Source organism: Kitasatospora sp. NPDC004745, from assembly GCF_042873275.1.
Lineage (GTDB): Bacteria > Actinomycetota > Actinomycetes > Streptomycetales > Streptomycetaceae > Kitasatospora.
This window is the reverse complement of the sequence record NZ_JBIALK010000005.1, coordinates 169,898-195,330: the sequence shown is the minus strand read 5'-3', so window position 1 is coordinate 195,330 and position 25,433 is coordinate 169,898. Positions and strand designations below refer to the sequence as shown.

Annotated in this window: 27 protein-coding genes; 14 read left to right on the top strand and 13 right to left on the bottom strand. The window is 74.5% G+C overall.

Annotated elements, in window-relative coordinates; all coding sequences use genetic code 11:
* The first annotated feature begins 41 nt into the window (after nt 1–41).
* The 3 genes from ACFYUY_RS12160 (at nt 42) to ACFYUY_RS12150 (ending at nt 3,908) form a co-directional block, all read left to right on the top strand.
* The gene (locus tag ACFYUY_RS12160) at nt 42–1,625 is read left to right on the top strand and encodes an FAD-dependent oxidoreductase (protein ID WP_387900252.1); all 1,584 of its coding nucleotides are present in this window, start codon (nt 42–44) and stop codon (nt 1,623–1,625) included.
* 207 nt (nt 1,626–1,832) lie between these two features.
* Nucleotides 1,833–2,543 carry a DUF6368 family protein gene (locus tag ACFYUY_RS12155; RefSeq protein ID WP_387900250.1) on the top strand — a complete coding sequence of 237 codons (711 nt, stop codon included), beginning with the start codon at nt 1,833–1,835 and terminating at the stop codon, nt 2,541–2,543.
* Between the two features lie 483 nt (nt 2,544–3,026).
* Nucleotides 3,027–3,908 (top strand): DUF1906 domain-containing protein, encoded by an 882-nt coding sequence (locus tag ACFYUY_RS12150; protein ID WP_387900248.1) that lies wholly within the window; start codon nt 3,027–3,029, stop codon nt 3,906–3,908.
* 183 nt (nt 3,909–4,091) lie between these two features.
* On the opposite strand, the gene ACFYUY_RS12145 is transcribed toward ACFYUY_RS12150, so the two are convergent.
* A complete protein-coding gene (locus tag ACFYUY_RS12145) occupies nt 4,092–4,763 on the bottom strand; it encodes a DUF4097 family beta strand repeat-containing protein (RefSeq protein ID WP_387900247.1) in 672 nt (223 codons plus the stop codon).
* Between the two features lie 348 nt (nt 4,764–5,111).
* Here ACFYUY_RS12145 and ACFYUY_RS12140 point away from each other — a divergent pair, with 348 nt between their 5' ends.
* From ACFYUY_RS12140 to ACFYUY_RS12130, 3 genes are all read left to right on the top strand, one after another.
* On the top strand, nt 5,112–5,669 hold the full coding sequence (locus ACFYUY_RS12140; protein ID WP_360206247.1) for a GNAT family N-acetyltransferase: 558 nt from the start codon (nt 5,112–5,114) through the stop codon (nt 5,667–5,669).
* A 285-nt stretch (nt 5,670–5,954) separates the two neighbouring features.
* Nucleotides 5,955–6,560, top strand: a complete 606-nt coding sequence (locus tag ACFYUY_RS12135; protein WP_387900245.1) for a hypothetical protein — start codon at nt 5,955–5,957, stop codon at nt 6,558–6,560.
* 140 nt (nt 6,561–6,700) lie between these two features.
* Complete coding sequence (locus tag ACFYUY_RS12130; protein WP_387900243.1) at nt 6,701–7,273, top strand: SMI1/KNR4 family protein; 573 nt, start codon at nt 6,701–6,703, stop codon at nt 7,271–7,273.
* A gap of 98 nt (nt 7,274–7,371) precedes the next feature.
* Here the strand turns inward: ACFYUY_RS12130 and ACFYUY_RS12125 are convergent, their stop codons facing one another.
* Together ACFYUY_RS12125 and ACFYUY_RS12120 are read right to left on the bottom strand one after the other, a co-directional pair.
* Complete coding sequence (locus tag ACFYUY_RS12125) at nt 7,372–7,686, bottom strand: hypothetical protein (RefSeq protein ID WP_387900241.1); 315 nt, start codon at nt 7,684–7,686, stop codon at nt 7,372–7,374.
* The gene (locus ACFYUY_RS12120; protein ID WP_387900239.1) at nt 7,683–8,000 is read right to left on the bottom strand and encodes a hypothetical protein; all 318 of its coding nucleotides are present in this window, start codon (nt 7,998–8,000) and stop codon (nt 7,683–7,685) included. Before ACFYUY_RS12120 ends, ACFYUY_RS12125 begins: the two co-directional genes overlap by 4 nt.
* Before the next feature lie 141 nt (nt 8,001–8,141).
* Between ACFYUY_RS12120 and ACFYUY_RS12115 the strand changes: the two genes are divergently transcribed.
* Nucleotides 8,142–8,435, top strand: coding sequence for a hypothetical protein (locus ACFYUY_RS12115; RefSeq protein ID WP_360206259.1), 294 nt, complete (start codon nt 8,142–8,144; stop codon nt 8,433–8,435).
* A 66-nt stretch (nt 8,436–8,501) separates the two neighbouring features.
* Here ACFYUY_RS12115 and ACFYUY_RS12110 read toward each other — a convergent pair whose 3' ends face one another.
* The 3 genes from ACFYUY_RS12110 to ACFYUY_RS12100 form a co-directional block, all read right to left on the bottom strand.
* Entirely contained in the window at nt 8,502–8,849 is a 348-nt protein-coding gene (locus tag ACFYUY_RS12110; RefSeq protein WP_360206262.1) for a DoxX family protein, read from the bottom strand.
* A gap of 149 nt (nt 8,850–8,998) precedes the next feature.
* Nucleotides 8,999–9,250, bottom strand: coding sequence for a UBP-type zinc finger domain-containing protein (locus tag ACFYUY_RS12105; protein ID WP_387900474.1), 252 nt, complete (start codon nt 9,248–9,250; stop codon nt 8,999–9,001).
* 197 nt (nt 9,251–9,447) lie between these two features.
* Complete coding sequence (locus ACFYUY_RS12100; protein ID WP_387900236.1) at nt 9,448–9,843, bottom strand: hypothetical protein; 396 nt, start codon at nt 9,841–9,843, stop codon at nt 9,448–9,450.
* A gap of 141 nt (nt 9,844–9,984) precedes the next feature.
* Between ACFYUY_RS12100 and ACFYUY_RS12095 the strand changes: the two genes are divergently transcribed.
* Complete coding sequence (locus ACFYUY_RS12095; RefSeq protein WP_387900234.1) at nt 9,985–10,362, top strand: hypothetical protein; 378 nt, start codon at nt 9,985–9,987, stop codon at nt 10,360–10,362.
* Between the two features lie 20 nt (nt 10,363–10,382).
* On the opposite strand, the gene ACFYUY_RS12090 is transcribed toward ACFYUY_RS12095, so the two are convergent.
* A complete protein-coding gene (locus tag ACFYUY_RS12090; RefSeq protein WP_387900233.1) occupies nt 10,383–10,796 on the bottom strand; it encodes a hypothetical protein in 414 nt (137 codons plus the stop codon).
* Between the two features lie 296 nt (nt 10,797–11,092).
* Between ACFYUY_RS12090 and ACFYUY_RS12085 the strand changes: the two genes are divergently transcribed.
* Nucleotides 11,093–12,631: a PTS transporter subunit EIIC gene (locus tag ACFYUY_RS12085; RefSeq protein WP_360206273.1), complete on the top strand. Its 1,539-nt coding sequence runs from the start codon at nt 11,093–11,095 to the stop codon at nt 12,629–12,631.
* A gap of 258 nt (nt 12,632–12,889) precedes the next feature.
* A complete protein-coding gene (locus ACFYUY_RS12080) occupies nt 12,890–13,144 on the top strand; it encodes a hypothetical protein (protein WP_387900231.1) in 255 nt (84 codons plus the stop codon).
* 526 nt (nt 13,145–13,670) lie between these two features.
* Here the strand turns inward: ACFYUY_RS12080 and ACFYUY_RS12075 are convergent.
* Both ACFYUY_RS12075 and ACFYUY_RS12070 read right to left on the bottom strand, forming a co-directional pair.
* Nucleotides 13,671–14,018, bottom strand: coding sequence for a hypothetical protein (locus tag ACFYUY_RS12075; protein WP_387900229.1), 348 nt, complete (start codon nt 14,016–14,018; stop codon nt 13,671–13,673).
* A 26-nt stretch (nt 14,019–14,044) separates the two neighbouring features.
* Nucleotides 14,045–15,766 carry a high frequency lysogenization protein HflD gene (locus ACFYUY_RS12070; RefSeq protein WP_387900227.1) on the bottom strand — a complete coding sequence of 574 codons (1,722 nt, stop codon included), beginning with the start codon at nt 15,764–15,766 and terminating at the stop codon, nt 14,045–14,047.
* A 551-nt stretch (nt 15,767–16,317) separates the two neighbouring features.
* Between ACFYUY_RS12070 and ACFYUY_RS12065 the strand changes: the two genes are divergently transcribed.
* Both ACFYUY_RS12065 and ACFYUY_RS12060 read left to right on the top strand, forming a co-directional pair.
* Entirely contained in the window at nt 16,318–17,766 is a 1,449-nt protein-coding gene (locus ACFYUY_RS12065; RefSeq protein ID WP_387900225.1) for a DUF4331 domain-containing protein, read from the top strand.
* Between the two features lie 85 nt (nt 17,767–17,851).
* Nucleotides 17,852–19,168: a tetratricopeptide repeat protein gene (locus ACFYUY_RS12060; protein WP_387900223.1), complete on the top strand. Its 1,317-nt coding sequence runs from the start codon at nt 17,852–17,854 to the stop codon at nt 19,166–19,168.
* Between the two features lie 313 nt (nt 19,169–19,481).
* Here ACFYUY_RS12060 and ACFYUY_RS12055 read toward each other — a convergent pair whose 3' ends face one another.
* Nucleotides 19,482–21,215 carry a hypothetical protein gene (locus ACFYUY_RS12055; RefSeq protein WP_387900221.1) on the bottom strand — a complete coding sequence of 578 codons (1,734 nt, stop codon included), beginning with the start codon at nt 21,213–21,215 and terminating at the stop codon, nt 19,482–19,484.
* 263 nt (nt 21,216–21,478) lie between these two features.
* Here ACFYUY_RS12055 and ACFYUY_RS12050 point away from each other — a divergent pair, with 263 nt between their 5' ends.
* Nucleotides 21,479–21,691, top strand: a complete 213-nt coding sequence (locus ACFYUY_RS12050) for a hypothetical protein (RefSeq protein WP_360206292.1) — start codon at nt 21,479–21,481, stop codon at nt 21,689–21,691.
* Between the two features lie 70 nt (nt 21,692–21,761).
* Complete coding sequence (locus ACFYUY_RS12045) at nt 21,762–22,607, top strand: hypothetical protein (RefSeq protein ID WP_360206295.1); 846 nt, start codon at nt 21,762–21,764, stop codon at nt 22,605–22,607.
* A 26-nt stretch (nt 22,608–22,633) separates the two neighbouring features.
* Here the strand turns inward: ACFYUY_RS12045 and ACFYUY_RS12040 are convergent, their stop codons facing one another.
* Genes ACFYUY_RS12040 through ACFYUY_RS12030 form a run of 3 tightly spaced genes read right to left on the bottom strand, consistent with a single transcriptional unit; the run spans nt 22,634 to nt 25,403 of the window.
* Entirely contained in the window at nt 22,634–23,209 is a 576-nt protein-coding gene (locus ACFYUY_RS12040; RefSeq protein WP_387900219.1) for a hypothetical protein, read from the bottom strand.
* A complete protein-coding gene (locus ACFYUY_RS12035) occupies nt 23,206–24,597 on the bottom strand; it encodes a hypothetical protein (protein WP_387900218.1) in 1,392 nt (463 codons plus the stop codon). The genes ACFYUY_RS12040 and ACFYUY_RS12035 overlap by 4 nt, the downstream gene beginning before the upstream one ends.
* Entirely contained in the window at nt 24,594–25,403 is an 810-nt protein-coding gene (locus tag ACFYUY_RS12030; RefSeq protein WP_387900216.1) for an ABC transporter ATP-binding protein, read from the bottom strand. Before ACFYUY_RS12030 ends, ACFYUY_RS12035 begins: the two co-directional genes overlap by 4 nt.
* Between the last annotated feature and the right edge of the window lie 30 nt (nt 25,404–25,433).

The window sequence follows — 25,433 nt, the reverse complement described above, 5'->3', positions numbered from 1 at the left end:
GGGCTACTGCGCAGGGCACGGGCCCAGGTGGCGCCGAGACCGTGGACGTGACCGTCGTCGGCGCCGGGCCGGTGGGCCTCGTCCTCGCCGCCGAGCTGGCGCTCGCCGGGGCGGCCGTGCAGGTGCTCGAGCGGCGGACCGAGCCGGACGAGTCGATGAAGGCCGGTGGGATCAACATCCCGACGGCCGAGGCGCTCGACCGCCGCGGCCTGCTGCCCGCCGCCGAACAGGTGCAGCGGGAGCTGCTCGCGCGGATGGGGCCGCCCACCCGCCCCACCGACGCTCGGCAATGGCCCGCCGACGGTCGGCACCAGCCGGCTGCCGAACGGAAGGCGGGCGAGACGCGGTTCACCGGGCACTTCGCAGGCATGGTCCTCGACCCCGACCTCGTGGACTGGTCCGACCCCGACCTCGCCGACCACACCGCCGCCGCGGGCGCCCGCCTGGTGCCGCAGCGCGAACTCGAGGCGCTCCTGGCCGACCACCTCGCGCGGCTCGGCGTACCGGTGCGACGCGGAGTCGAGGTCACCGCGTTCGAGGACACCGGCGACGGCGTCCTCGTCGACACCAACGTCGGCCCCCTGCGCACCGGCTGGCTGGTCGGATGCGACGGCGGGCGCAGCACCGTACGCCGCCTCGCGGACATCGGCTTCCCCGGCACCGACCCCGAACTCACCGGCCACCTGGCCGTCGTCGACATCGCCGACCCGGATAAGCTCGCGGACGGCTGGGCGTGGTCCGCCCAGGGCGCGTACCGCTACGGGCCCCAGCCCGGACGGGTCGTCACCGTCGAGTTCGACGGCGCCCACCACGACCGCACCGCCCCCGTCACCCTCGACGACGTCCAGGCCAGCCTCCGCCGGGTCTCGGGCACCGACGTCACACTCACCGCACTGCGCGGAGCCGCCACCCGCTGGACCGACAACGCCCGCCAGGCCGCCTCCTACCGGTCGGGCCGGGTGCTCCTCGCCGGCGACGCCGCGCACGTGCACTCGCCGTTCGGCGGCCAGGGGCTCAACCTCGGGGTCGGCGACGCCATGAACCTCGGCTGGAAGCTCGCCGCAGTGGCCACCGGACGGGCCCCCGAGGACCTCCTCGACACCTACGACGCCGAACGACGGCCCCTCGGCGCCTGGGTACTCGACTGGACCCGCGCCCAGATCGGCGTGCTGCGCGGCGACGCCAAGTCCGCGGCACTCCGCGAGGTCGTGGCCGACCTCCTCGGCACCCCGTCCGGCGCCACCCACGCGGTCAAGAAGATCTCCGGGGTCACCCAGCACATCGACCTGCCCGGCGACCACCCGCTGATCGGACGGTACGCCCCCGACCTCCGGCTGAACGACGGCACCCGCCTCGCCGACCACGGCCACACCGGCGGATTCCTGCTGCTCGACCGCACTCCGGACGGCACCTTCGCCCGCCACGCCGCCCCCTGGGCCGGACGCGTGCGCCGCGTGGCGGACGACGGCCCTGCGACGCCTGCGGGCGTGCTGGTACGCCCGGACGGCGTAGTCGCCTGGGCCTGCGACACGGCCGACCCCGACACCGTCACCCACCTCGACGCCGCCCTCCGCCGATGGGCCGGCGCACCGCACGGGGTCGCGTACGAGCCGGCGTGGGGGTGAGCAACCGAAGCGTGGGCCGGGCGGGGCCGCGCTTGGCAGGAAGGGCTGGCTCCTTGACGCCACTTCAGTCGACCGAAGCCGGCATCGGGCCCGCGACGATCGGTCAAGAAGCAGCGATGCCCCGACCACACCGCGGATCGCAGAGCCTCCTCCCCGCCCACCCGCGGGGGTCAGCCTTTGCCACCGCCCGCCCCACCGGGCCGGGCGGTGGTCACGGGCTCCGCTGCACCGCCCGGAGTTGCGCCGCCCCCGCTACCGGAAACGACCACGCGCGTACGTCCAGGACCTGGTAGAACCGGGGTGGCTCGGGGCACCGGGCCGCACGTTTCGGGAGGCATCGTGTCGGGACCGGCAGTCGGGCTGTGGCTCCACCGACCTCGCGCGTTCGAGGACGTTCTGGCCGACATGGTCCCGTGGTTGGAGACCTTCTGCGAGCCGGTGGAGATCGAGGCCGGTGGCGGTCTGGCCCTACGGGTGCGCGACGCTTCGCCCTTGGGGCTGAGGGACTTCGATCCGGGAAACGCCGGCGGGTTCTTCCTGTCAGAGGACGAGTGCCTGCCGGCGGAGGACGAGGACTACTCGGCCTTCTCGACGCCGCCGGTGAAGGGACTGATCCTCTCCGCCGGCTGCTCGGGACGGGAGAACCATCTGCTGCTCGGGCACCTCGCCCTCGCCATGGCCCGGCGCCTCGGCTCGCCGGTCGACTTCGACGGCGTTCTCGGATACCCCGTCCCGCGCGATGACACTGGCGACGGGACGGACCTGGCCAGGGCGAGGGCGCTGGTTGCCTCCCTGCCGGGGAAGGTCGCCGAGGTCTCCTACGACACGGGCGGCGCCGGCCGCTGGTTCCGGCATGTCGGTGACGTGGAGTTCCTGGCAGCTTGGCTTCGGCATCCCGACTTCCACCTGGTCACGTAGCCGACCTCCGGGGCTCTCAGCCGTCGGCCCGGGCGACGGTGTCCGCGCAGCCTCAGCATCGGTGCCGCGATCAGCACGCCGGCCCGCTGGCGGGCGGGCCACCCGCAGTCCTGGGCGGCCATCCCGAGATCGTCGCCGAGGCCCGGATGGTCGCACCATCCGCGCTCGACACCGAAGGCCTCTGGGCGGAGTCCACCGAGGACATGCAACTCCACTTCCTGATAGCCGATTTGGTGCTCACCGCCGACTGACGTCGACGGAGGCGCAGGCGCCAGGGGGGACCGCCCGTCCCGCGCCACGCCCCGGACGTGACGGTGACCACGGAGACGACCGGCACCACGAGGGCCAGACCCACCATCAGCGCGGCCCGGCGCGGGACCGGCCCGGTGCCCGGGCCCGGCGTGTGGTGATTCCGGGTGAGCGGGACGCGGCGCGTCGGCACGTTGGCGGGGCGGGCCCGCGGTCGGCGGCTAGGACGGAGGGATGCGACTTCCCTCACCGACCGCGCTCCTGGCGCTTCCGCTCGTCCTGCTCGCCGGCGCCGTCCACGGTGCCGCGCCCGTCTCGGCGGCGGCGCCCCCGACCGCCCGCCCCGCACCCTTCGCCCCGCCCGTTGCCGCACCGCCTCCCGTGGTCGCGGAACCGCTGCCGGAGTACCGGTTCACCGGCGCGGGCTTCGACGCCTGCTCGGCCCCGTCCGCGGCGGCGATGTCCGCCTGGCGCACCGCCTCACCGTACGGTGCGGTGAACATCTACAGCAGCGGTAGTCAACGTCACTGTGAGCAGAAGCAGTTGACGCCGCAGTGGGTCGCCACCGTCCGGGCGATGGGGTGGAAGCTGGTGCCCACGCACGTCGGGCTCCAGGCGCCCTGCGCCGAGCGGGACGACAAACCGCTGCGGATCGACCCGGACCGGGCCGAGGAGCAGGGCGGTGAGGAGGCGGGCGAGGCGGCGGCGGCGCTGCAGGCGCTGGGCCTGGGGCCGGGCAGCCCGGTGTACCTCGACATGGAGGCCTATCCGACGGGCGACGAGGTGTGCAGCCGGGCGGTGGTCGACTTCACCGTCGGCTGGACCGAGGCCCTGCACGCGGCCGGGTACCGCTCCGGCTTCTACTCCAGCGTGAACTCCGGCATCGCGGACGTCGTCGCGGCCGCCCGGGACGGACGTGCGCCGATGCCCGACGCGATCTGGTACGCCCGCTGGGACGGCCGCCCCACGACCACCGGGCAGGCCGGGCTGCCCGACGATCTGTGGACCCACCACCGCATCCACCAGTACCGGGGCGGCGCCGACGAGACGTACGGCGGCGTGACCCTCAACGTCGACCGCGACGCGCTGGACGGGCTGGTGGCCGGCGGCAGCTGAGCCGTACCGGGCGGGGGGCGGGACCGGCCGCCCGCGAGTGCCCCCGCCCGGTGGCCGTGATAGCCACTGCCGGACCATGATCCGCCCCCTTCGTCGGTGGGTCACGGCGTGGCATGCGCGCCCCTCGGCCGGTGGGGCCGAGGGGTTGCGCGTCGGCGTGGGCCGTCGGAAGCTCCGCCCCGCTCAGAGGCTGCGGGCGGTGACGTTGCCGTAGGTGGTGGTCGCGATGATCGTCAGACGGGCGGCGGCCCCGTCGGTGTTGTGCAGCGCGTTGTGGATGCGGCCGTAGGAGGTGCCGGCGTCCAGGGTGGCGGACACGCCGCGGGCGGCGCCGACCGAGATGTCGCCGTGCTCGGTGTGCAGCGAGACGGCGCCGCCGGCAGCCTCGGTGACGGTGAGGTCGCCCTTCTGGGTGCCGAGTCGGGCGGGCCCGCCCAGGCGGCCGAGGTGGATGTCGCCGGACTGGAGGGTGAGGCGGGCGCTCGCCGTCTCGTCGAGGTCGACCGTGGCCTGTGCGCCCTCGAAGACGACGTCGCCGAGGCGTCCGGTGCCGCGCAGCTCGGCGAGGGCGGCCTTCGCCTCGATGTGGGAGCCGGCCGGCAGCTGGACGCTCACCTCGACCTGTCCGCCGTCGCCGAGGATCCGGTTCTGCGCCGGCGCGGCCTCGATGCGCAGGACTCCGTCGGCGTAGGCGATCCGGATCCGCTCGGCCGCCTTCACGTCGCGGTTCTTCGAGGCGTCCGCCGGGCGGACCTCGACCACGGTGTCGCTGCGGTCGGCAGCGGTGAGCCGGATGAGTCCCGCCGGGATGTCCAGGACGGCGGTGACGGGGGCGGGGGTGTCGAACTTCTGCATGATGTCTCTCCTGTGCTTGCGCTCGTCGTTTCTGACGATGGAAAAGCTACGTTGCTTTCCATATTCGGGCAACACTCTCGTTGCGACCGATCAGCATTTGCGCAGGTGAAAGCGCTTAAATCGTTGCAACACTCCTGGATCTAACGCAACGACAGGCAGCTGCCCGTTGCAGTCGACTGCCGATGAACGCTACGGGGCGACGGCTGTGGCACGCGGGTGGCGGCCCTCTCCGAGCGCAGGCAACCGCCCCTCGCCGGAACGCGTCTCGATCTGCGGCGGCGTCAGAGGCCTTTGTGCGCCGCCGCCGTGCGGGCCGCACCGTGCGGCCGCGAGGATCAGGAGCCCTTCATGCCGGACCAGGACGACGTGACCGCCTCCGCCTGGCCGCCCGCCCCGATCAGGACCGAACGGCTCGTGCTCCGCGGGTCCGAGGCCCGGGACCGCGCCGCCTTCATCGAGCTGTTCGCCTCGCCGGAGGTGGGCACCCACGTCGGTGGCGCCCGGCCGCGGGACGAGCTCGAGCGCGCGATGCCCCGGGTGCCCGGGCGGCGCTTCGGCTTCTTCGCGGTCGAGCTCGGCGGCGCGATGATCGGCATGATCACGCTCGACCCGCGCGACCCGGGGCGTCCGGGTCACGTCCGGCCGGAGGGCGGGGAGACCGAGCTCGGCTACATGTTCCTGCCGCAGACCTGGGGGTACGGGTACGCCTCCGAGGCGTGCACGGCGGCGCTCGACTGGTTCACCGGCGTGTTTCCGCGCGAGCCGGTGGTGGTCTGCACCCGGACCGCCAACCGCGCCTCGATGCGCGTCGCGGCGAAGCTGGGGTTCACCGAGGTGGCACGGTTCGAGGAGTACGGCGCCGGGCAGTGGTTCGGCGTACGGTCCCCGGTCACGCCGTCGACATGACCTCACGCACACGAGGACACGGACCTCTCCCGGGCGGAGCGACCCGGCCGCCGCCCGGCTGCCGAACCGGCAGCGACCGGACGGCCCGGCCCGGTCCGCCATGACTGACGCGCCGTGGGCCGCCGCGCGACGCGCACCTCGCAGTCAGACGCGCACCTCGCAGTCAAATGACTGATGTGCGCCCGATGCGGTTCGGCGAGAGTCGGGGTCGCCGGGTGTTCCCCGGCGGCGGGCACGGGGGCGTGCCCGCGCGTTCGTCGACGTACGAGATCGAGGAGTACCAGGATGGCAACCAGTCAGCGGCCGGTCGGAACGTGGAGGACGGCCGTGGTCGCCGGGGCCGCGGCCCTCGCCGTCACCGGAGGCATCGCCGCACCGGCCGGCGCGGCGCCCGCCTCGAGCTCGGCGGCGGACCGCCTGGACATCGCGAACGAGGCCCGGTTCGGCGACGTGCAGCTGGGCGAGCCGGCGCACCCCCGGGACCACCCGGGCGGGCGCCCGCTGATCAAGCACTACTGGGTCGCCAAGCTCGGGTACGCCGCCGTGTCCGCCCTGAACCAGCGGACCAACTTCGGCTGGCAGCGCAACTACAAGGACTGGACGGTCGCCATCGTCGGCAACGACATCCAGGGCAAGCGGGTCACCGTCTACACCAAGATCACCAACCTCTACTACGGCGAGGGCGGCGTCATCGGCGCCCAGACGGCACCGACGCAGCAGGTACTGATCGCCCAGAACACCATCAAGGCCCAGAGCGTCGACGTCGTCACCGAGATCGTCAACGTCCACGTCATCAGCCCCAAGTGGGAGGACGTCTTCAGCGCCGACTGCCGCGCCCAGGAGGACCTCCGGAACGCGGTGAAGGCGCAGCTCGCCTGCACGATGGGCTGAGTCGCAGCCGAACTGCCGGGGTGGCGTGGCTCCACAGCGGGGCCACGCCACCCGGGCCGACGCGGGAGGAAGCGGCTGCCCGGTCCGGCGTCAGTGGCGGGTGCTACGTTCCGTCCGTCGTGACGACGGAGGGATTCCCGATGCAGGAGATCTGGGCGCGGATCGAGGCCGCGCTCGGGCGGATCGCCCCGGAGGTGGTGGCCGCGATGCCGCCCGGTGCCACCGAGGAGGAGATCGCGGCCGTGGAGGCCGTGATCGGGGTGGAGCTCCCGGAGGACGTCAGGGAGTCCTACCGCTGCCACGACGGCCTGCCGGGGGTCCTGATCGGCTGGCACGACGCGCTCCACTCGCTCGCCGCGATGGCGGACGACTGGCGTGAGCGGGTCGTCGACGCCGGGGACCCGCCGTGGGACGAGCGGGAGGAGGACGGCGTGATCCGCCGCGACGTCGCCTGGTCCGCCGGGTGGATCCCCGTCATCGGGATCGGCAACGGTGACGTGATCTGCATCGACCTGGATCCGCCCACGCCGGAGCGTCGCGGTCAGATCATCGACTGGTCGCACGAGGGCTGGCGGGCCCGCTACGAGAGCGCCGGCCTGCGGGAGTTCCTGGAGCGCTTCGCCGCGGACCTGGAGGCCGACCGCTACCAGGTCGACGGGACGGGCGGCGCACGGCGCGGCGGTGGCCTGCCACTGGTGATGCTCAAGGGCTGAGGACGGTCCGGCGGCCGGAGGTGGTCGGGGCTGGCCTCACGCCCTCCGACTGCGCGGGATCGGGGCGGTGGCGACCGGGCCTCGGCTCCCGGGGCGGGTCAGGGGAAGCGCAGGTTCTGGTAGGAGCAGGGTCCGCTGGTGCCGCTGCCGGTGACCGTCCAGCCGCCGGGCACGGCGTAGCCGTAGACCCGGCCGCCGGGCATCGCGCAGGCCACGTCGGCGGTGGCCGTCGCACCGTGGGGCGCGCCCTGGAGGTAGACGACCTGGGAGGTCTGGGCGTCGCCGGACACCGCCACCAGCACCCAGCCGGCCGGGACCGCGGTGTTCGCCAGGACCGCCACCCTGGCCAGGTACGGTGCGCCGCCGAGGTACTCGATGGTCTTCTGGCCGGTCGACTGGCTCTGCCCGATCACCGCCCAGCCCGCCGGGACGGGGTCGTACAGGCCGATCCGGGTCTGCGGGTCCGGGCGGCGCGCAGGGCGTACCCGCGGACCACCGGGTCGGGGTCGGTCAGCCGCTCGGCGAGGAAGCCGGTGGCGCGGCCGGCCGAGGCGGCGAGCGCGGCCAGCCGACGGCCGTACACGCCGTGGCGCTCCAGGCCGGACAGGAGGCCCGTGAGGTCGCCGAGGGCGGCACGCTCCCGGGCCGTGCGGACGACGAGCCGCTGACGCTCCGGGTGGGAGAGCGGGTCGAGGTCGGCGAGCAACTGATCGGCTTGGTGCGGCACGCGGCCATTCTGGACGGGCGCAGCGGGTGCGTCCCACCGGTTTTCCGTCGCCCCCGGCTTTCCCGCCGCATGTCGATCTCCTCCCGTGGGGATACCGCGGGTGCCTCGCCTCCTCGGTTCCCTCTGGGGAAAGGGATTTCCATGCCGCTCGGAAATGCGATCAACAAGGCGCTCTGCAATGGACACGACTGGAAGTCCTGGGAGCGGTACGACGGCAGTTTCGCGCTCTACGGGATCTTCCTGAACTACCGGGGCACCCCTCAGGCGGAGCACTGCCTCTGGTTCAGGCAATGCCGGAAATGCCGGGGCCGCGATACCGAACTGCGCCACACCTGGGGCCCCTTGGAGTTCATCGACGAGTACCTCAGCGTCGACTCCCACAACCGGTTCGACGGCTATCGCTGCGTCTGGTGCACGGCCAGCAAGTCGGCGTAGCGGCGGTCGCGCCACGACGCGCGGGCGCCGGGCGGCGGGTCGCCCCGCCGCCCGGCGCCGGGACGGTCAGGCCGCGAGGCCCAGGCCCAGGGTGACCGCCACCGGGGCCAGGTAGAGGAGCGGGAAGGGCATGGTCCTGTAGGAGCGGACCCGCAGGGTGGTGAGCACGGCGCCGAGGAAGTAGAGGATCAGGGCGACCGCCGCGGCCACGCCGACGGCCGGCACCGCGAGACCGACCAGCAGGCCCGCCGCCCCGGCGAGCTTGGCCAGCGCCAGCCAGGCCCACCACGAACGCGGCACCCCGTACTCGACCAGCGGCTGGGTCACGAACTCGGCGCGCCGCGCCAGCGAGACACCGGAGAACCCGACCCAGAGGGCGCTGACGACGGCAAGGACGACATGGGCGACAGACATGGTTGGTACCTCGGTCCCGTGCGGAGGAGGAGCCGGCGGACGGATCCCGCCGCGCTTCGTTGCGCTTGCTCGAACACTCCACTGACCCGCCGCCCCCGCCGGATGTGACAGCCCGGCCGAAGAATTTTTCGCCGACGTCCCGGGGCCGGTCAGGCGGGGCGCAGGAAGAGCTCGTCGGTGTAGCACCAGGCCCAGTCCTCGCCCGGTTGGAGCGAGCGGGCGATGTGGTGGCCGTGGTGGGCCCGGGCGTGGTGGTAGGCGTGCTGCCCGGGCGAACTGTCGCAGCAGCCGACGTGCCCGCAGCTCAGGCAGGCCCGCAGGTGGACCCAGGCGGTGCCGGCCCGCAGGCAGTCCTCGCAGCCGGCGGTCGTGTGCGCGGGGACCTCCCGGAGCCCGTCCAGGTGCCCGCAGGTCGGCTGGACGACGAGGCCCGGGTCCACCGCTACACGCCACTCATGCCGGTCGTTCACGGCAGACACCTTACGGGCCGGCCACGCGCGGCACGGCGACGGCAGGGCCGGTACGCCGGCAGACGTCCCCGGCCCGGAGCGTCGGCGGGCCGTTCGACCCGGTGACGCCGGCGGGCCGCCCGACCCGGTCACGGCCCGTCGTCGCGCCGTCCGGTGTCGTCCCGCAGCGCGGCGTCGATGGTCTTCAGGGCCCCTCTCAGCAGTTCCTGGTTGCTGCCGACCGCGTCCGCGAAATCCGGTACGAGGTTCTCGCGTCGCAGCTCGCGCGCGTCCACCCACCAGTAGAGGTCCGCCTGCGCCGGGGCCAGCGCGAGGGTCGCACGGGCTCGCAGCCGCGCCGCGACCCGGACGACGGGGTCCGGCTCCTCGGGAACGGCCTGGTCGCGGGCGCCGTCCTGTGGCTCATCAGGTACTGCTTCTCGTAGGAGGGCCGGGGCGGGGCGGCCGATTTCCCCGGACCGCCCCGCCCGTTCGGTTCCGCGGACCCGGTATTCGGAGGCGTCCGGAGGCCCGCCCTCCGCCAACGGCCCTTCCCTCACGCAGCGTTGCCCGACACCGCGCAGCGGGCGGGGCGGCCGCCCCGCCGGCCCGGGGACGAACCGGGGCCGGCCCACCGGGGTCGGGCAGGGGCCCTGCAGGCGGCAGCGGTCCAAGCCCGCGGTGACATGGACAACCTCGTCCTCGTCCTCGAACACGAACGCGGCCTGAGCCGCCGCGGTGCACTCACCGGGGGCCGCGCCGAAGTGGACCGTCGCATCGCCGACTTCCAGCGACTGGCGGCCGAGCTGCCGGACCTGTGCCGTCGGCTCGGTCTCGACCCGACGCAAGTTGGCGCCGTCGAGACGTACGTCCGCGTCATGGGCGCCTGGATCGGCGGCTACCACGCCTGGCAGACCCGGAACGGGCGATTCCGCCGCGGTCGCGGTCCTCGTGCGGTCCGCGCGAACCTTGCCCGTCCGTGGCGCGGACCGGACTGCTGCACCGCGCACGGACAGCCCGTCACCGTCCGGGACGGCGGCGGGCTGCCGGGTCGCCCGCCGTGACGGCGGGCCCGGGCCGTGGGTCAGCGCACGGTGACGGCGAAGACGGGCGAGGCGACGCTCCCGCTGACGATGCGCAGCTCGTTCTGGCCCTTGATGCCGAGCTTGACGCCGAGGGAGTAGGAGCCGTTGCGGGCGGTGTGCACGGAGGCGGGCAGGGTGACCCACGCACCGTGCTGCCTCTGCTGCAGGGTCACCGTGCTGCCGGCCGTGAGGCCGGTGGTGGTGCCGGTGACGCGGAACAGCTGCCAGGCCTGGACGGTGGTGACCGACGGCTTGGCGCTGATGGTGGCGGCGGCGGTCGGGGTGGCGGCGGTCGGGGTGGCGGCGGGGGCGGTCGGGGCGGCCGCCATGGCGGTGCCCGCCGTTCCGACGAGCAGCGCGCCGAGGGTGGCGACGGCGGCCAGGCGCATGGAGTTCCGCTGGGAGACGATCACGGGTGCACCCCTTTCAGGGGAGGTGGTCGTTCGACCCGATGGCACGGTCGGTGCGGTTCGGGTGCTGTCTGTTCGGAGGACGACTCACCCGGCGTCACCGGTTGTGTGCGAAACGTCACTGTCATGTAACAGTCGAACGATCTTCCGTCGTCGACGCACCGTCACGGCGCCGTCATCGAAACGAGGTTCGTCGTCGACGTCGGAGGCCGTCCCGGGGACGCGCCGCCCGCCGCCGCGTAACGCGCCCGTCCCCCGGGAAGCGTTCCGACACACCCCTGCGATGCAAGGCCAGGACCATGTCTGACGACAAGAACCACGTCACCGCCGCCGCGGTACTCCCTCTCGTCGGAGGCGCGGACAACATCACCTCCATCGCCCACTGCATGACCCGGCTGCGGCTCGGTCTGCGCGACCGGTCCCTCGTCGACCGCACGGCCCTGCAGGCCGTGCCGGCGGTGCTGGGCGTGGTCGAGGACGACACCTACCAGATCGTGCTCGGCCCCGGGGCGGTCGCCCGGATCACCCAGGCCTTCGAGCGACTCGTCGCCGAGCAGCGCAGCGCCACCCCGGCAGGCGCCGCCACGACCGACACGACCGCTATGACCGCCGCCACGACCGCCGAGGAGCTGGCCGTGCAGGGCGCGGCACTGCGGGCGGCACGGAAGCGGAAGAACGCCACCCCGGTGAAGCTGCTGCTGCGCCGGATCGCCGATGTCTTCGTCCCCCTGATCCCGGCCCTGATCGGGGCGGGCATCATCGCCGGCGTCAACGGACTGCTGGTCAACCTGGGCTGGCTGCCCGGGATCAGCCCGGCGCTGACGGCGATCGCCTCCGGCTTCATGTCGCTGATCGCGGTCTTCGTCGGCTACAACACCGCCAAGGAGTTCGGCGGCACGCCGGTCCTCGGCGGTGCGGCCGCCGCCGTGATCGTCTACGCGGGCGTCGCCCACGTCTCCGTCCTCGGCCAGACGCTCTCCCCCGGACAGGGCGGGGTGCTGGGCGCCCTGGCGGCGGCCGCCCTCGCCGTCCGGGTCGAGAAGCAGTGCCGCAGGTTCGTACCCGAGTCCCTGGACGTCCTGCTCACGCCGACCCTGACGCTGCTGGTCACCGGTCTGGTCACGCTGTTCGGGCTGATGTTCGTGGCCGGCGAGGTCTCCACCGGCATCGGTACCGGCGCGACCTGGCTGCTGGCCCACGGCGGCGCCTTCGCCGGGCTGCTCCTGGGCGGGCTGTTCCTGCCGCTGGTCATGCTGGGGCTGCACCAGGCGCTGATCCCGATCCACACCACGCTGATCGAGCAGCAGGGCTACACCGTGCTGCTGCCCATCCTGGCCATGGCCGGGGCCGGCCAGGTCGGCTGCGCGATCGCGGTCCTCCTCCGGCTCAGGAGGAACTCCTCGATCCGCGCCACCATCAGGTCCGCGCTGCCCGCCGGGCTCCTGGGCGTGGGCGAACCGCTGATCTACGGCGTCTCGCTGCCACTGGGACGCCCGTTCGTGACCGCCTGCGTCGGCGGCGCCGCCGGCGGCTCGTTCGTCGGCTTCTTCAACATGCTCGGCGCCACGGTCGGCGCCACCGCGATCGGCCCCTCCGGCTGGGCCCTGTTCCCCCTGCTCAAGGGCAACGAGAACCCGGGCACCACCGTCCTGATCTACGCGGGCGGCCTGGCGGTCGGCTACGCCGCGGGCTTCCTGGCCACGTACTTCTTCGGCTTCACCCGGGAGATGCTCACCGGGCTCGACACCGACCCGGCAACGCCCCCCACCGCCACGCCCACCGCCACCGCCCCGGCCGAGCCCGCCACCACTCCCGCGACCGCCCCGCCGACGGGCTGACCGACGGTCTCGAACTCCAGGGCCTCGACCGGGACGCCGTCCTGTGGCACCCGGGGCCCCGGCCCTCCTGCGCGGGAGCGGCGCGGGAGGGCCGGGGCCGAAACGACGGCGCGGGTGCGGCGCGAACCCGTGCGGGCGGGACGGATGCCCGGGACCGGCCGGCGCGTCGACCAGGCGGGGGGCGGGTCTCCGGGGCACGGTGGCGGTGGCGCCTGTCAGTCCGGGTCGGCGTCGCCCGGGAGCGACAGCGGATCCTCGGTGGTCGATCCGCGCGTCGGCCTCGGCGGCTTGGGAGGCTTCGGCGGCTTCGAGGGCACCGGGGCCGAGGTGGGCGTCGGCTTCGGGGGCTTCGGGGGCTTCGAGGGTTCCGGTGTCGCGGTGGGCTTGGGCGGCTTCGGGGGCTTCCCCGTCGAGGTGGGCTTCGGCTTCGACGGTCCCCGGGTCGAGGTGGGCGTCGGCCTCACGGCCGACAGCTCCGAGGAGTCGTCCTCGGAGCTGTCCGGGTCCGCCTGATCCAGGGAGGCCGGTGCGGCAACGGCGTTGCCGCGCGCGTCCTGCGGTGAGGAGGCGCTGGCGACGCTGACGGCCACGCATCCGGTGGCCAGGATTCCGGCTGCCGCTGCTATGGCGATTCCTGCTTTCATCATTCCCTTTCCGGGGATGGGCTGTTGGGCCATGGGACGGGTGGGCCTGGGCCCGGGGAATCCGGCCGCACCGCCGTTCTCGGAAGTGCGCACCGGTCCACGCCGCCACCTCCGGCCGCCCGGGGACGGAGGTGTTCCTCGTCCGGCCCGGCCAGTGCGGTCCTGCGTGATCTTCCCTCAGTCGGACGTCCGGCCCGGCGATCAGGTTCAGTGCCCACCACGATCTGCCTCACGGCGCCGACGCCACGCACGAACGTCCGTGCCCCGCCCCCGGCGCGCCCGGACACCGTCGAGACCGGGGCCGGTGGCCTGCTCCTCCTGGTCGACTCCCCTGCCCGATGCCTCTCACGACGTTCGCGACGCCGCCTCGCCGAGTCCGGTGACGGCACCTACGGCTACGGCCGGGGCTGCGGTACGTGGACCGGGTCACCGCCGAGCGCGGTGTACAGGTCGGTCCAGCGGCGGTCGGTGTCCGTCGGCGGCTTGCCGTCGCAGAAGGCCTTCGTCCCGTTGGCCGTGTAGAAGCGCATCATCTCCAGGACCGCCCGCGGATCGGACGCCTGGCCGCCGGTGTACCGGGTGCCCGGCGTCCGGCTCTGGTGCTGGACGCAGGTCGGGGACGGTGTCCCGGGCTGGGCGTCGAAGCTCCCGTCGGGTTCGCTCCCGCAGCCCGTGAGCAGCGGGGCCGCGGCGAGGGCGAGGCAGACCAGGAGGGACGATCGGCGTACCGGACGTGCTGTCATGGGGGCGCTCTCCGGGGGAATGCGGTTCACAGGGTGGCGGGCAGGCCGCGCAGGACCAGTCCCAGCCCCACGGCCAGGACGAGCAGCGCCGTCAGCAGGGCGCTGTACGGGGCGATGCGCCGCAGCCGGCCGACGACGGGGCCGTCGGCCGCGACGGTCAGGCGGTCGCCGAGGCGGACCAGGAGCAGGCCGACGGCGGTCAGGGTGGCGGCCATGCCGAGGCCGTAGGCGACCACGAGGGCCGCGCCGAAGAGTGTGCGGCCGAGGGCGACGGCGCCCAGCAGGACCACCAGGGCGGACGGGCTGGGGACGAGGCCGCCGGCGATGCCGAGGCCGATCAGGCTGCGGCGGCCGGGTGCGGTGTGGTCATGGTGGTGGTGATGGTGGCCGTGTCCGAACAGGCCGTGCCCATGACCGCGCGAGCGGCCGGACTTGTGGTGCATGTGATCGTGCGTGTGATCGTGCCCGTGGTCGTGCCCGTGCCCATGCCCGTGGTCGTGCCCGTGCCCATGCCCATGCCCGTGCCCGTAGTCGTGCCCGTGCCCATGCCCGTGGTCGCTGTGCACGTGCTGGTGATGGGCCACGGGGTGCGGGTGCGAATGCGGGTGCTGGTGGTCGTGGTGGCCGGTGCCTGCCGCCGAGGCGTGCGCCAGTTCCCTGGCCGGTTCGCCGTCGGTGCCCGACGTGGGTCGCGGGACGTGTCCGTGGGGTCGGAGGTCGTGGCGCCGGAGGGCGTCGCGCAGCAGGCCGGCGCCGACGGCGGCGACCAGGGCACCGCTGACGACGCCCAGCCAGCCGAGCACCGCGTCGCCGGCCAGTGAGGAGAACACCGTCAGGCCCAGGCCGATGACCAGGACGCCGGCGGTGTGGGTCACCGTGACGGTGGCTCCGACGGTGACCGCGTCGCGGATGCTGCCGCGGCGGCCCGCGAGGTAGGCCGCCATCACGGTCTTGCCGTGGCCGGGCAGCAGCGCGTGCCCGGCACCCAGCACGACCGAGAGCAGGACGGCGAGCAGGCCGAGCGGGACGGTGAGCCGCCGGGCGGCGCCGAGTTCGGCGAGGCGGGCGTCCAGTCCGGCGAGCCAGGCCGTGGGCCCGGAGCGGTCGGCCCTGGCGGCCGTTCCCGGTGCCGCGCCCGCGCCGTCGCCGGGCTGCGCGCGGAACTGCGCGTGGGTGGCGCCGCTGGGGCTGTCGAGGAGGTCGCGGGGGTAGTCGCGCAGTTCTGCGGAGACCGACCGGGCCGGGACGTCGGAGTGGTCGAGGGTGGTGCCGTCGCCGCGGGCGGTGATCTCGTTCCACCCGACCCGGCCGGGGTCGATGCCGCTGGCGACGGTGAGGGTGGTGCCGGCGGCGGGAACGTGCAGCCCGGTTCGCAGGACGCATTCGAGGCGGCTGGTGCGCAGTCCGGCCGCGCCGTCCTCGTAGCGGAACTGCGCCGATTCGGTGCTCCAGGGCAGGGGCGCGGCGGGCGCCCGGTCGGTCGTCACCCGGAGGCGCTGCGCGGTCTGCGCGCACTGTTCCCGGGCCCAGGCGGCGCGTTCGGTCTCGTCGACGGTGCCGTCACCGTCGCGGTCCAGCTTCGGCTGCTCCTGGAGGGTGGGGATCTCTGCGGCGTCGGTGACGGCGAGGACCTCGAGGGCGTCCGGGTGGACGGTGAAGCCGTAGTAGTGGTTCAGGGAGAAGTTCCCCAGGGGATGGGCGCCGGCGAGGGGTGCGGCGAGACCGAGCAGGAGCAGGGCGCCTGCCACCGCCGTGCCTGTCCGGACGAGGGATCGTGGGACCGCCACGCTGGGCCTCCGGGGACGGGGCCGCCGCCACGGCGGCGACGCCCGGACCGGCGGAAGTGGGATGCGGGCCGGTCGGCCCGACGCACACCATCCGGTTCCGGGGGCGACTCCGGATTGGCACCACTCCGTCGCGGTCGACGGCACCACCCGGCTGGGGCAACACCTTCGGACGCCCGTTCCCGCCCCCCGAACACCTGACGGATGATCGACCGCTCGGACCGGCAAGCACCGGCGACCTCTCCGAGAGCCCCGGCGCCTCGACCGGCGACCGGCCCCCAGTTGCAGTATTACTGCAACTACGAAGGCAGCGCGCCCGGTTGTGCCGCGACCGGCCGGGTGACATCGCTGGTCCGTGCGGGTGAGACGACCAGGCCGCACGCGCCCCGCTCGCGAAGGGGTGACGGGATCCGGTCCACAGTGCCCCATGCGGCCCCTCCGGCCGATCCCCCGCTCCGGCCCGACCCGGGCCCGGTGCGGTCGACGCCCGTCATGGAAGCGAGCACAGCACCTACATGAACGTCACCCGCCGCCCTGCCCGCAGAAGGTCCACCGCCCGCGCCGCGGCGCTCCTCACCACCATGAGCCTGGCGCTGGCCAGCAGCGCGCTGCTCGGCTCCGGGGCGGGCGTCAGCTCCGCCTCCAGCCACCGCGAGGCCCCGCTGATCGCCGCCGACCCCCAGGTCGACAACACCGACGTCTACGCCTTCACCAGCCCCGACGACCAGGACACCGTCACCCTCGTCGCCAACTGGCTCCCGTTCCAGGAGCCCAACGGCGGGCCGAACTTCTACCCCTGGGCCGACGGCGCGCACTACGACATCAACATCGACTCCCAGGGCACCGGCAGGCCCGACCTCACCTACCGGTGGACCTTCCACACCGAGGACCAGCGCGGCACCAACACCTTCCTCTACAACAACGGCGTCGTGAACAACCTCACCGACCCCACCCTGCTGTTCCGCCAGTACTACACGCTCCAGGAGCTGCGCCCGGGCTGCGAGCCGGTCACCCTGGTCGAGCACGGCACGGCCGCGCCGTCCGACACCGGCCGCGCGTCGATGCCCGACTACGGCCGGCTGCGCAACCAGGCCACCGTCCAACTCCCGGGCGGCGGACAGACCGTGGCGACCCAGGCCGCCGACCCGTTCTTCCTCGACCTGCGGGTCTTCGACCTGCTCTACGGCGGCAACCTCTCCGAGGTCGGCCAGAACACCCTCGCCGGGTACAACGTCAACTCCCTCTCCATCCAGGTGCCCAAGAGCCGCCTCGCGTACAAGGGCGACCCGACCCGCAACCCCGTCATCGGGGTCTGGTCCAGCACCGAGAAGCAGACCCTCAAGCTCAGCCCCGGCAAGGCCGAGCCGGCCGGCAAGTTCGTCCAGGTCTCGCGACTGGGCAACCCGGTGGTCAACGAGGTCGTCCTGCCCGCCGGACTGAAGGACGCCTTCAACTCCCTTCCGCCGTCAGAGGACCACAACCAGCCCGCCGTGGTCGCCAAGGTCCTCAACCCTGAGGTGCCGCAGCTGATCCAGTCGATCTACGGCCTCCCGGCGCCGGCCACCCCGCGCACCGACCTCCAGGAGATCTTCCTCACCGGCATCGCCAAGGCCACCGGCGGCCCCTTCCAGGTCGACCTGAACTCGCAGCTGATGAACCAGGACGTCAACCCGAAGAAGTTCGTCCCCGCCGAGGAACTCCGCCTCAACATGTCCACCCCGGTCACCGCGCACCCGGACCGCCTCGGAGTGCTGAACGGGGACTTCCAGGGCTTCCCCAACGGCCGCCGCCTGACCGACGACGTCGTCGACATCGCCCTGCAGGTGATGGAGGGCGCCACCCCGGGCCACCTGATCGGCGCCCTCGCCGCCGGCGACAAGGTCAACACCGCCGACAAGCCGTTCGGCCCCGCGTTCCCCTACGTCGCGCTGCCCTACGACAAGGCCGTCAACCAGCCCAACTGACCCTTCCCGCCCTGCGGGTGGCCCGCGCACTGCCGCCGGCCACCCGCACGGCCCCCCTTCCCCCAGCACACCACCGAGGACACCCATGCGCCGCCTGCCGCTGCTGCTCACCACCATCGCGCTGTGCGGCGGCCTGGCCGCGTTCGGGGCGCTGGACCGCGGCCACGCCGGCGACGCCCGGCCCTCGCCCGGGGCCGGACGCCGGCCGGGCAGCGCGCCGGTCGCCGGCGGTTCGCTGGCCGGGGCGATCGCCGCGGACCAGCAGCGGCTGCGGCAGCTGCCCGGCGACGCGGCCGGCTGGGCCCGGCTGGGCGCCGAGTACGTCGAACAGGCCCGGCTGACCGCGGACCCCTCGTACTACCCCAAGGCCGACGAGGCGCTGCAGCGCTCGCTCACGCTGTCCCCCGAGGGCAACGCCGACGCCCTCACCGGACTCGGCGCCCTCGCCAACGCCCGTCATCTGTTCGACCGGGCACGCGACTTCGCCGACCGGGCCATCGCCGCCTCGCCCGCGCACTGGCCCGCCTACGCCGTCCTCGCCGACGCCCGCACCCAGCTCGGCGACGACGCCGGCGCCACCGAGGCCGTCCAGCAACTCCTCGACCGCCGACCCGGCACCGCCTCCCTCACCCGCGCCGCGTACGACCTCGAACAGCACGGCCGCGGCGAAGACGCCCGTGCCGCCCTCCGACAGGCCCTCGGCGGCGCCTACGACCCCGCCGACAAGGCCTACTGCCAGTACCAGCTCGCCGAACTCGACCGGAACTCGGGCCACTTCGCCGAGGCCCTCACGGGCTACCAGCAGGCCCTGGGCACCGACCCCGCCCACACCCCCGCCCTCGCCGGCCGGGCCCGCACCGAAGCCGCCCTCGGCCGCACCGACGACGCCGTCCGCGACTACACCACCGCCATCGCCGCCGTCCCCCTCCCCCAGTACCTGCTCGAACTCGGCGAACTCCACGAGTCCCTCGGCCACGACGACCGGGCCCGGGAGCAGTACCGGCTGCTCACCGCCGAGCAGCGACTCGCCGCCGCCAACGGCGTCGTCGACGACCTCACGCTCGGCCAGTTCCAGGCCGACCACGGAGACGCCACCGAGGCCGTCCGCCTGCTGCGCGCCGAATGGGACCGCCGGCACAGCGTCCTCGTCGCCGACGCGCTGGCCTGGGCCCTGCACCGCACCGGCGCGGACACCGAGGCGATCGGCCTCGCCGAGCAGGCGGCCGCCCACGGCTGGGACGACAACGCCCTGTTCCTCTACCACCGCGGCGAGATCGAACGCGCCCTCGGCCGCACCGGTGAGGCCCGCACCCACCTGGCGAAGGCGCTCGCCACCGACCCCTCGTTCAACCCCCTGCAGGCACCGGCGGCCCGCGCGGCCCTCACCACCGTCGGCGGCTGAAGCCCGCCCCCGGGGCAGCGGCGGGAGCAACGGCCGAAGCGGCGCCGGTCGTCGCGGCGGCGCACGCGGTCGTGCCGGCGGCGGGAACGAACGGGTGGGGCCTGCGAGCGGGCGGGCCGGCCAGGGCCGCGCTGCGTCGGCGGATCGGGGGGCGGTCGGCTCCCAGCGCCCGGCGGGCGGCGGCGGTGAGGGCGGCGAGGGGGTCCGGGGCCGCGAGGGCGGTGCGCAGGCGATCACGTGGTCGGGGCGGACCAGCAGCGCGCCGTCGTGGAGGCCGGTGCCGCAGCGGAGCGGACCCGGCCCCCGGACACGCCTAAGGGCCCATGTAGGGGCGGTAGGGGGGCTCGTCGTCCGGCGGGTCGCCGGCCGTCCGGCTGCCGGCCCGCTGGTGGACCGCCGATCGGGCGGCGACGACCTCGGCGTGCTGGCGGAGTCCGGCTGCGGCGAGGTCCTGGGCGAAGGCGGTCAGCAGGTCTGCCGCGGCGGCCGCGGCGCCGGCCCCCTCGTGCAGGGCCACCGCGCGGTCGACGGCTTCCGCGGCCTCCTCCCAGCGCCCTTCGGCCGCCAGGCCCCGGCCGAGCTCGGCGAACACCACGGCGCCCCCTGCCCAGTCTCCGGCGGCCTGGCGACGCGTCACGGCCTCTTCGACGGAGTCGGCGAACACCATCGTGCTCCCCTGCCAGTCCCCGATGCGGCGCTGACGGTCCGAGGCCTGGTCCGCGGAGCCGCCGAGCCCGCCGGCCCGCCCCACCGGCTCGGCCGTCCGGTACCCCTGGTGGAGCGCGAGCCGCGCCGCGGTCTGCCGGACGGCGGCGGCGCGTTCCGCCTCCTGGCGCTCCTTGCGCCGCGACCTCCGCGCTGCAGGCCCCGCCTGCTCCGACGGCCCCGGCTGCCCCTGCTGTGGCCGAGGGGTGGCGGGCGTCCGGGCCTTGTCGCCGACCAGGACGCGGTCGAGCCACCCCCGGAAGGCGCCGCTGCCGCCTGCTGCGTTCCGGCCCTCCGACGTGCCGTCGGCAGTCCCCGGCCCTCCCGTGCCGACGGCACCGGACGCGGCACCGCTCGCGGCGGCGGGTTCCGGGTCCTGCCCGGCGCCTCGGGGCGGGGACGCCTCGGCGCCGCCCCCGCCCTGGGCCCGGATGCGTGCGAGCTCGGCCGCGCTGCGCCGCGCCCGCTGTTCGGCGGCGGTCCGGTCCTGTCGTGCCCGGTCGAGGGCCCGTCGGAGCTCGTCGGCTTCGGCCTGGCGGCGGGCGTCCTCCTGACGGCGTGCGTCGGCCCCGGCCTCCGCCTCGTCCAGGCGTCGTTCGGCGTCCGTCTGGCGGTGTTCGGCCTCGGCGGCCCGGGTCCGGGCCGCGGCCAGGGCGTGCTCGAGCTGGTCGACGTAGCCGCGCAGCCGGTCGTGCTCGGCCCTCAGGTGCTCGTTGTCCTTGCGGGCCAGGTCGAGTTCGACGCTGTGACCGGCCGTCCGGGCGTTCAGGTCCGCGATGGCGCGGCGGGTCTCCAGGGACCAGCGTCGGGCCTGCTCGTGGGCCTCCTCGAGTGCGGCCTCCAGCATGCGGACGGTGCGCGCCGCCGCCTCCGCCCTCTGGTGGGCCGTGGTGACCTCGTCCCGGAGCCCCTGCAGTTCGGCGGTCCTGGGTGCCAGGTGGCGCTGCGCCGCACGGTGGGAAGCGCGGACGGCCTCCCGACCGCCCCGGGCCATCGGCGTGCCCGACTGCCGTTCCGCGTCGTCCATCAGACGCTCGACGAAGTCCGCGCCCGGTAGTTCGATCCCGCTGAAGTAGCGCGAGAGCGTCGAGGTGCTGCGGTTCAGGCTCGCCGCGTAGGCGGTCATCGACGTCTCCAGCTGCCCGGCGAGCAGCCGCAGGGCGACGGCCAGTTCCCGTACGGCCGGTGCGAGGTCGTCGGAGAGTTCGCTGGTGAAGACGATCCGCCGGCGCCGGCGCCGCTCCGGAGGGCCGGCCTGCGGGGCGCGCGGTCGGCCCTCCACACCGGGCAGGCTCCGCCCGGCCGACTCGTCCGTCCCCCGGTCCTGTTGCTCGTCGCTCATTGCGCTTTCCCTCCCGTGCTCATTGTTGCGCCTTCCTCGCAACGTGTTCGCGCGTACCGCAACGTGTTCGCCCTTACCGCAGCGGCTCGGGCGCGGCCACAGTGAGCGGCGCAGCAGCAAGCGGTACACGGAGTCACGGTCAGCGGGAAGGGTCGACGATGCGCCGACGGTCGGCAGGTACGGGTTTCAGCGATCGGGCAGGAGGAGCCGTCTCCGCGGCCCGCCTGTTCGCCGGGGTGGGCGTGACCGGGGGCGGCTCGGCCGTGGCCGCGTTGAGCGGTGCCCCGTGGTGGGCGGTGACGCTCGGGGTGATCGCCTCGTCCGGCCAGGTTCTCGCCGCCGTCGCGCTGGGGATCGTGCAGAGCATCGCCCCGCAGGACTCGGGTGACCGGCGCCGGGTGTGGGAACTGCTCCTCGGGGACCGGCGGCCCCGGGGCTCGTCCGACGATCCGTCACCGCAGGCACCCGGGAAGTAGCCCGGCGCCGCGCCCAGGCGGGCGGCGTTGCGCCCGCCGGACGGACCGGCGGGCGGTCTAGGCTCGGCCCGTGGGACAGCCCGACCAGCGCGCCGAGGGCGCGGGACCGTTCACCACCCGGCTCACCTGGCACCCGCCCGGCGGCGGCACCGCCGTCTGGGAATCACGGCTCGCCCGGCGCCGGGGGCTCATCGCCGTGCACCCCGCCGGGGCGGCCACCGCCCGGCACGCCAGGGCCGACGGCACCTCCGTCGCGCGCCTGCGCCGGCTCAACGCGATCGCCGCCACCGCCTTCGTCATCGGCGGGGCGCTGTTCGCGGCCGGCGCCGCCGTCGCCCAGTTCGGCTCCGGCGACGCCACCACCTGCGCCTGGATCTACTTCCTCGGCGGGCTGTTCTTCAACACCGGCGGCTACGTGTCGCTGCTCCAGGTCGTCAACGCCCCGCGCCACGTGCCCGGGGGCGCGGGCGCCCTGGTGACCCGGCGCTGGCGGTGGTGGAGCTACGAGCCGATGCGGGTGGACTGGCTGAGCGCCTTCGTGCTGTTCGCCGGCACCCTGGTGTTCGCCGTCAACCTGCTCGACTCCTTCCTGCAGGGGCTGAGCGTCCAGCAGGTCAACCGGCTGATCTGGACTCCGGACGTCATCGGCTGCGTGCTCTTCCTCGTCTCCGGCCACCTCGCCTTCGTCGAGATCTGCCACGTGCACCGGCCGTGCGTCCGACGGCGCGACCTGGGCTGGTGGATCGTCGCCGTCAACCAGCTCGGCTCCGTCCTGTTCATGGTGTCGGCGCTCGCCGCCTTCACCCGCCCGGCCACCGACGCCCTGATCAGCGCCGACGTCGCCAACTGGGGCACCCTCACCGGCGCGCTCTGCTTCTCGATCGGCGGCGTCCTCCAGCACCTCGAACGCCCCTGAACCGACCCCTGGCCGGCCCCGGACCGTTAGCGGCGCGGGCCCGCCACCGCGTACAGCAGCGTGCCAACCCCCAACAGGAGCCACGGCGTCCCGGTGGACAGCGCCGTTTCGGGCTGTAGGACCATCCAGGCGGCCACCTCCCCCACGGTGCCGCCCGGCGGCGGGACGAGGAGGGTGAACGTGAGCCAGCCGGTCGGCAGGATCCATGCGAACGGGGCCCCGCAGAGCACCGCCCCGAGCGCGGCCAGGCCGGCCAGGCCCGCGCCGTCCCGGACGACGAGCGCGGTCGGGACGGTCCCGTGCCCCGCCGCCTGAACCGCCGCCAGCGCCGCCGCCCCGGCGACCGCGCCGATCAGCAGCACGTGCACCACCCGGCGGGGCAGCCACCGGATCGCGGCCGTCCGGTCGAGCGCGGTGTCCTGCCCGCCGAGCCCGGCGGAAGCGGCCGCCACGCTCGCGGTCAGCAGCATGACCGCGATGTGGAGCTCCGCGCCCTTCACACCGCCCTGTTCCAAGGCCCACGCCGCCAGCGCGGCGAGCACGACCGCAGCGGCCGAGACGGGCATCCGTCGGGAACGCGCGTACAGCACCAGCCACCTCATCGGGTCGCCTCCCCCGTCAGCGCCGCGAGCCCGTCCTCGCAGGAGAGCGCGGCGGCGTGCGCCCGGGCGATCCGGGCGCGCTGCTCGGCCGGCGGCAGGGCCGACACCTTCGCCCAGGCGGCCTCGGCCTTCTCCCAGGTGGCCTGCGCGTAGCCGTCGGGGTCGGGCAGCCGCAGCGGTTCGAGCCGTTGGTCCCCGAGGGCCAGGCTCGTGGCGATGCTCTGCGCGGGCAGGTCGATCAGCCCGCCGCCCTCCCGGGTGGTGCGCGGACGGCAGTTCGGTGCCAGGCCCTGGCCGACCAGGAGGCGGGTCAGGTCGATCCGCGCCGACGGGGCGAGCAGCGGGTCGTCGAAGTCGATCAGCACCGTGTCTCCGGAGAGCGTGCGGTCGTCGCCGACCGCGCGCAACCCGGTCTCCTCGCGCACCGCGGTCGGTGCCTGGTCCCCCAGGGCGTCGTGCAGCACGCGCAAGGCCTCCTTGCCGTGCCGCGCGACATCGGGCAGCTGTGCGCCGTGCGCCCGCGTCACGCACACCGGCCCGTCGCAGACCAGGGCGGCGGCCGCCCGGTCGACGACGTACGAGTCGCGCTCGGAGGCCGGGAGGACCAGCAGCGCCAGCGCCGCACCGACCAGCACGGGGGCCAGCGCGATCAGCCGGGCCCGGCGGGTCGCGGCGCACAGCAGGGCGAAGCCGGTGCCGAGCAGTCCGAGCAGCCAGAGTGTCTGGCCGAGGTGGACGGCACCGGACAGGGTCAGCAGCATCTCCCGCGGCATGTCGGTCGCGGGGGACAGCAGGGCGAACCGGTTCGGCACCGTGCCCGAGGGCAGCTCGCCGTCCGTGAACTGCCGCAGCAGGACGTTCGCCATGAGGAAGACCAGCACCAGGAACGGCGGGGTGAGCACGGAGGGCAGCGCCCGGGCGACGCCCATGCCGAACACGGCTCCGGCGACCAGGGCCAGCACCGCCACCAGGGAGATCGGCAGCCAGCCGAGGGTCTGGTAGGCGGTGCCGCCGCGCGCCACCTGGACCGCGCCCCAGAGCACGAGCAGGCCGAAGGCCGCCGCCAGCGAGACCGCCGTCACGCCGGCCGGCACCGCCGCCCGCCGCCAGGCCGGCCGTGGTGTGGTCGCCAGCAGTTCGGTCATCCGCGAGCGGGAGTCGCGCAGCCCGTGCAACGCCCCGAGGCCCACGGCGATCGGCCATCCGAAGGCCAGCATGACCCGGGTGGTCAGCGCCATCGTCGTCCACTGGGCCGTCCAGGCCGCGGCGCCGTACCACCAGAGACCGTTGATCAGGTGGATGAACGCCAGGCTGCCGCCCAGGATCAGGAGGCCGGCCCACGGGGCGGCGGAGCGCTTCAGTTCGATCCCCAGCACACGCCCGCTCACCAGGCACCCACCCGCGCCTCGGAGGTGTGCAGCAGCGCCGAGTAGCCGCGCTCCAGGGGGCTGTCGCCCGGGTACTCGTCGCCGCCCGCCGCGGCGAGGTCCGCCGGCGTGCCCTGGAAGACGAGGCGGCCGTCGGCGAAGAGCACCACGTCGGAGCAGGCGGCCGCGACGTCCTCGACCAGGTGGGTGGAGACGATCACGCAGGTGTCCCGACCGAGTTCCTGCAGCAGCTCGCGGAAGCGCAGCCGCTGCGCCGGGTCCAGGCCCGCGGTCGGCTCGTCCAGCAGCAGCACCGCGGGGTCGTTGACGATGGCCTGGGCGATGCCGGCGCGCCGCACCATGCCCCCGGACAGGGTCTTCATCCGGTGGTCGGCGCGGTCCGCCAGGCCCACCCGTTCGACGGCCCGCTGGACGGCCCCGGGGACGTCCGCCTTGGGCACCTCCTTCAGCCAGGCCATGTACTCGACGAACTCCCGGACGGTGAAGCGCTTGTAGTAGCCGAACTCCTGCGGCAGGTAGCCGATGCGGCGGCGCAGCGCCCGGTGGTCGCCTCTCCCGTTCACGGATTCGCCGAGCAGCTCCAGCTCGCCCTCGGCGGGGCGCAGCACGGTGGCCAGGGCCCGGATCAGGGTGGTCTTTCCCGCGCCGTTGGGCCCCAGCAGGCCGTGGGCGCCGGTGCCGAGGGCGAGGTCGAGACCGTCGACGGCCATCTTCCGGCGTCCGGCCCGGACTTTCAGGCCGGTGGCCCGGATCTCCCAGGCGTAGGTCTTCGGCGCGGTGTCGGCCGCGCTCGGTACGGGTGTCATGCGGTGGTCCCTTTCGAGGGTCGAGCGTGG

Coding starts and splice junctions, on each gene's coding strand:
- ACFYUY_RS12030 (WP_387900216.1), bottom strand. CDS start 25,403: ATGACACCCGTACCGAGCGCGGCCGACACCGCGCCGAAGACCTACGCC.
- ACFYUY_RS12130 (WP_387900243.1), top strand. CDS start 6,701: ATGCAGGAGATCTGGGCGCGGATCGAGGCCGCGCTCGGGCGGATCGCC.
- ACFYUY_RS12060 (WP_387900223.1), top strand. CDS start 17,852: ATGCGCCGCCTGCCGCTGCTGCTCACCACCATCGCGCTGTGCGGCGGC.
- ACFYUY_RS12115 (WP_360206259.1), top strand. CDS start 8,142: ATGCCGCTCGGAAATGCGATCAACAAGGCGCTCTGCAATGGACACGAC.
- ACFYUY_RS12140 (WP_360206247.1), top strand. CDS start 5,112: ATGCCGGACCAGGACGACGTGACCGCCTCCGCCTGGCCGCCCGCCCCG.
- ACFYUY_RS12065 (WP_387900225.1), top strand. CDS start 16,318: ATGAACGTCACCCGCCGCCCTGCCCGCAGAAGGTCCACCGCCCGCGCC.
- ACFYUY_RS12145 (WP_387900247.1), bottom strand. CDS start 4,763: ATGCAGAAGTTCGACACCCCCGCCCCCGTCACCGCCGTCCTGGACATC.
- ACFYUY_RS12135 (WP_387900245.1), top strand. CDS start 5,955: ATGGCAACCAGTCAGCGGCCGGTCGGAACGTGGAGGACGGCCGTGGTC.
- ACFYUY_RS12040 (WP_387900219.1), bottom strand. CDS start 23,209: ATGAGGTGGCTGGTGCTGTACGCGCGTTCCCGACGGATGCCCGTCTCG.
- ACFYUY_RS12095 (WP_387900234.1), top strand. CDS start 9,985: ATGGACAACCTCGTCCTCGTCCTCGAACACGAACGCGGCCTGAGCCGC.
- ACFYUY_RS12150 (WP_387900248.1), top strand. CDS start 3,027: ATGCGACTTCCCTCACCGACCGCGCTCCTGGCGCTTCCGCTCGTCCTG.
- ACFYUY_RS12055 (WP_387900221.1), bottom strand. CDS start 21,215: ATGAGCGACGAGCAACAGGACCGGGGGACGGACGAGTCGGCCGGGCGG.
- ACFYUY_RS12110 (WP_360206262.1), bottom strand. CDS start 8,849: ATGTCTGTCGCCCATGTCGTCCTTGCCGTCGTCAGCGCCCTCTGGGTC.
- ACFYUY_RS12075 (WP_387900229.1), bottom strand. CDS start 14,018: ATGACAGCACGTCCGGTACGCCGATCGTCCCTCCTGGTCTGCCTCGCC.
- ACFYUY_RS12085 (WP_360206273.1), top strand. CDS start 11,093: ATGTCTGACGACAAGAACCACGTCACCGCCGCCGCGGTACTCCCTCTC.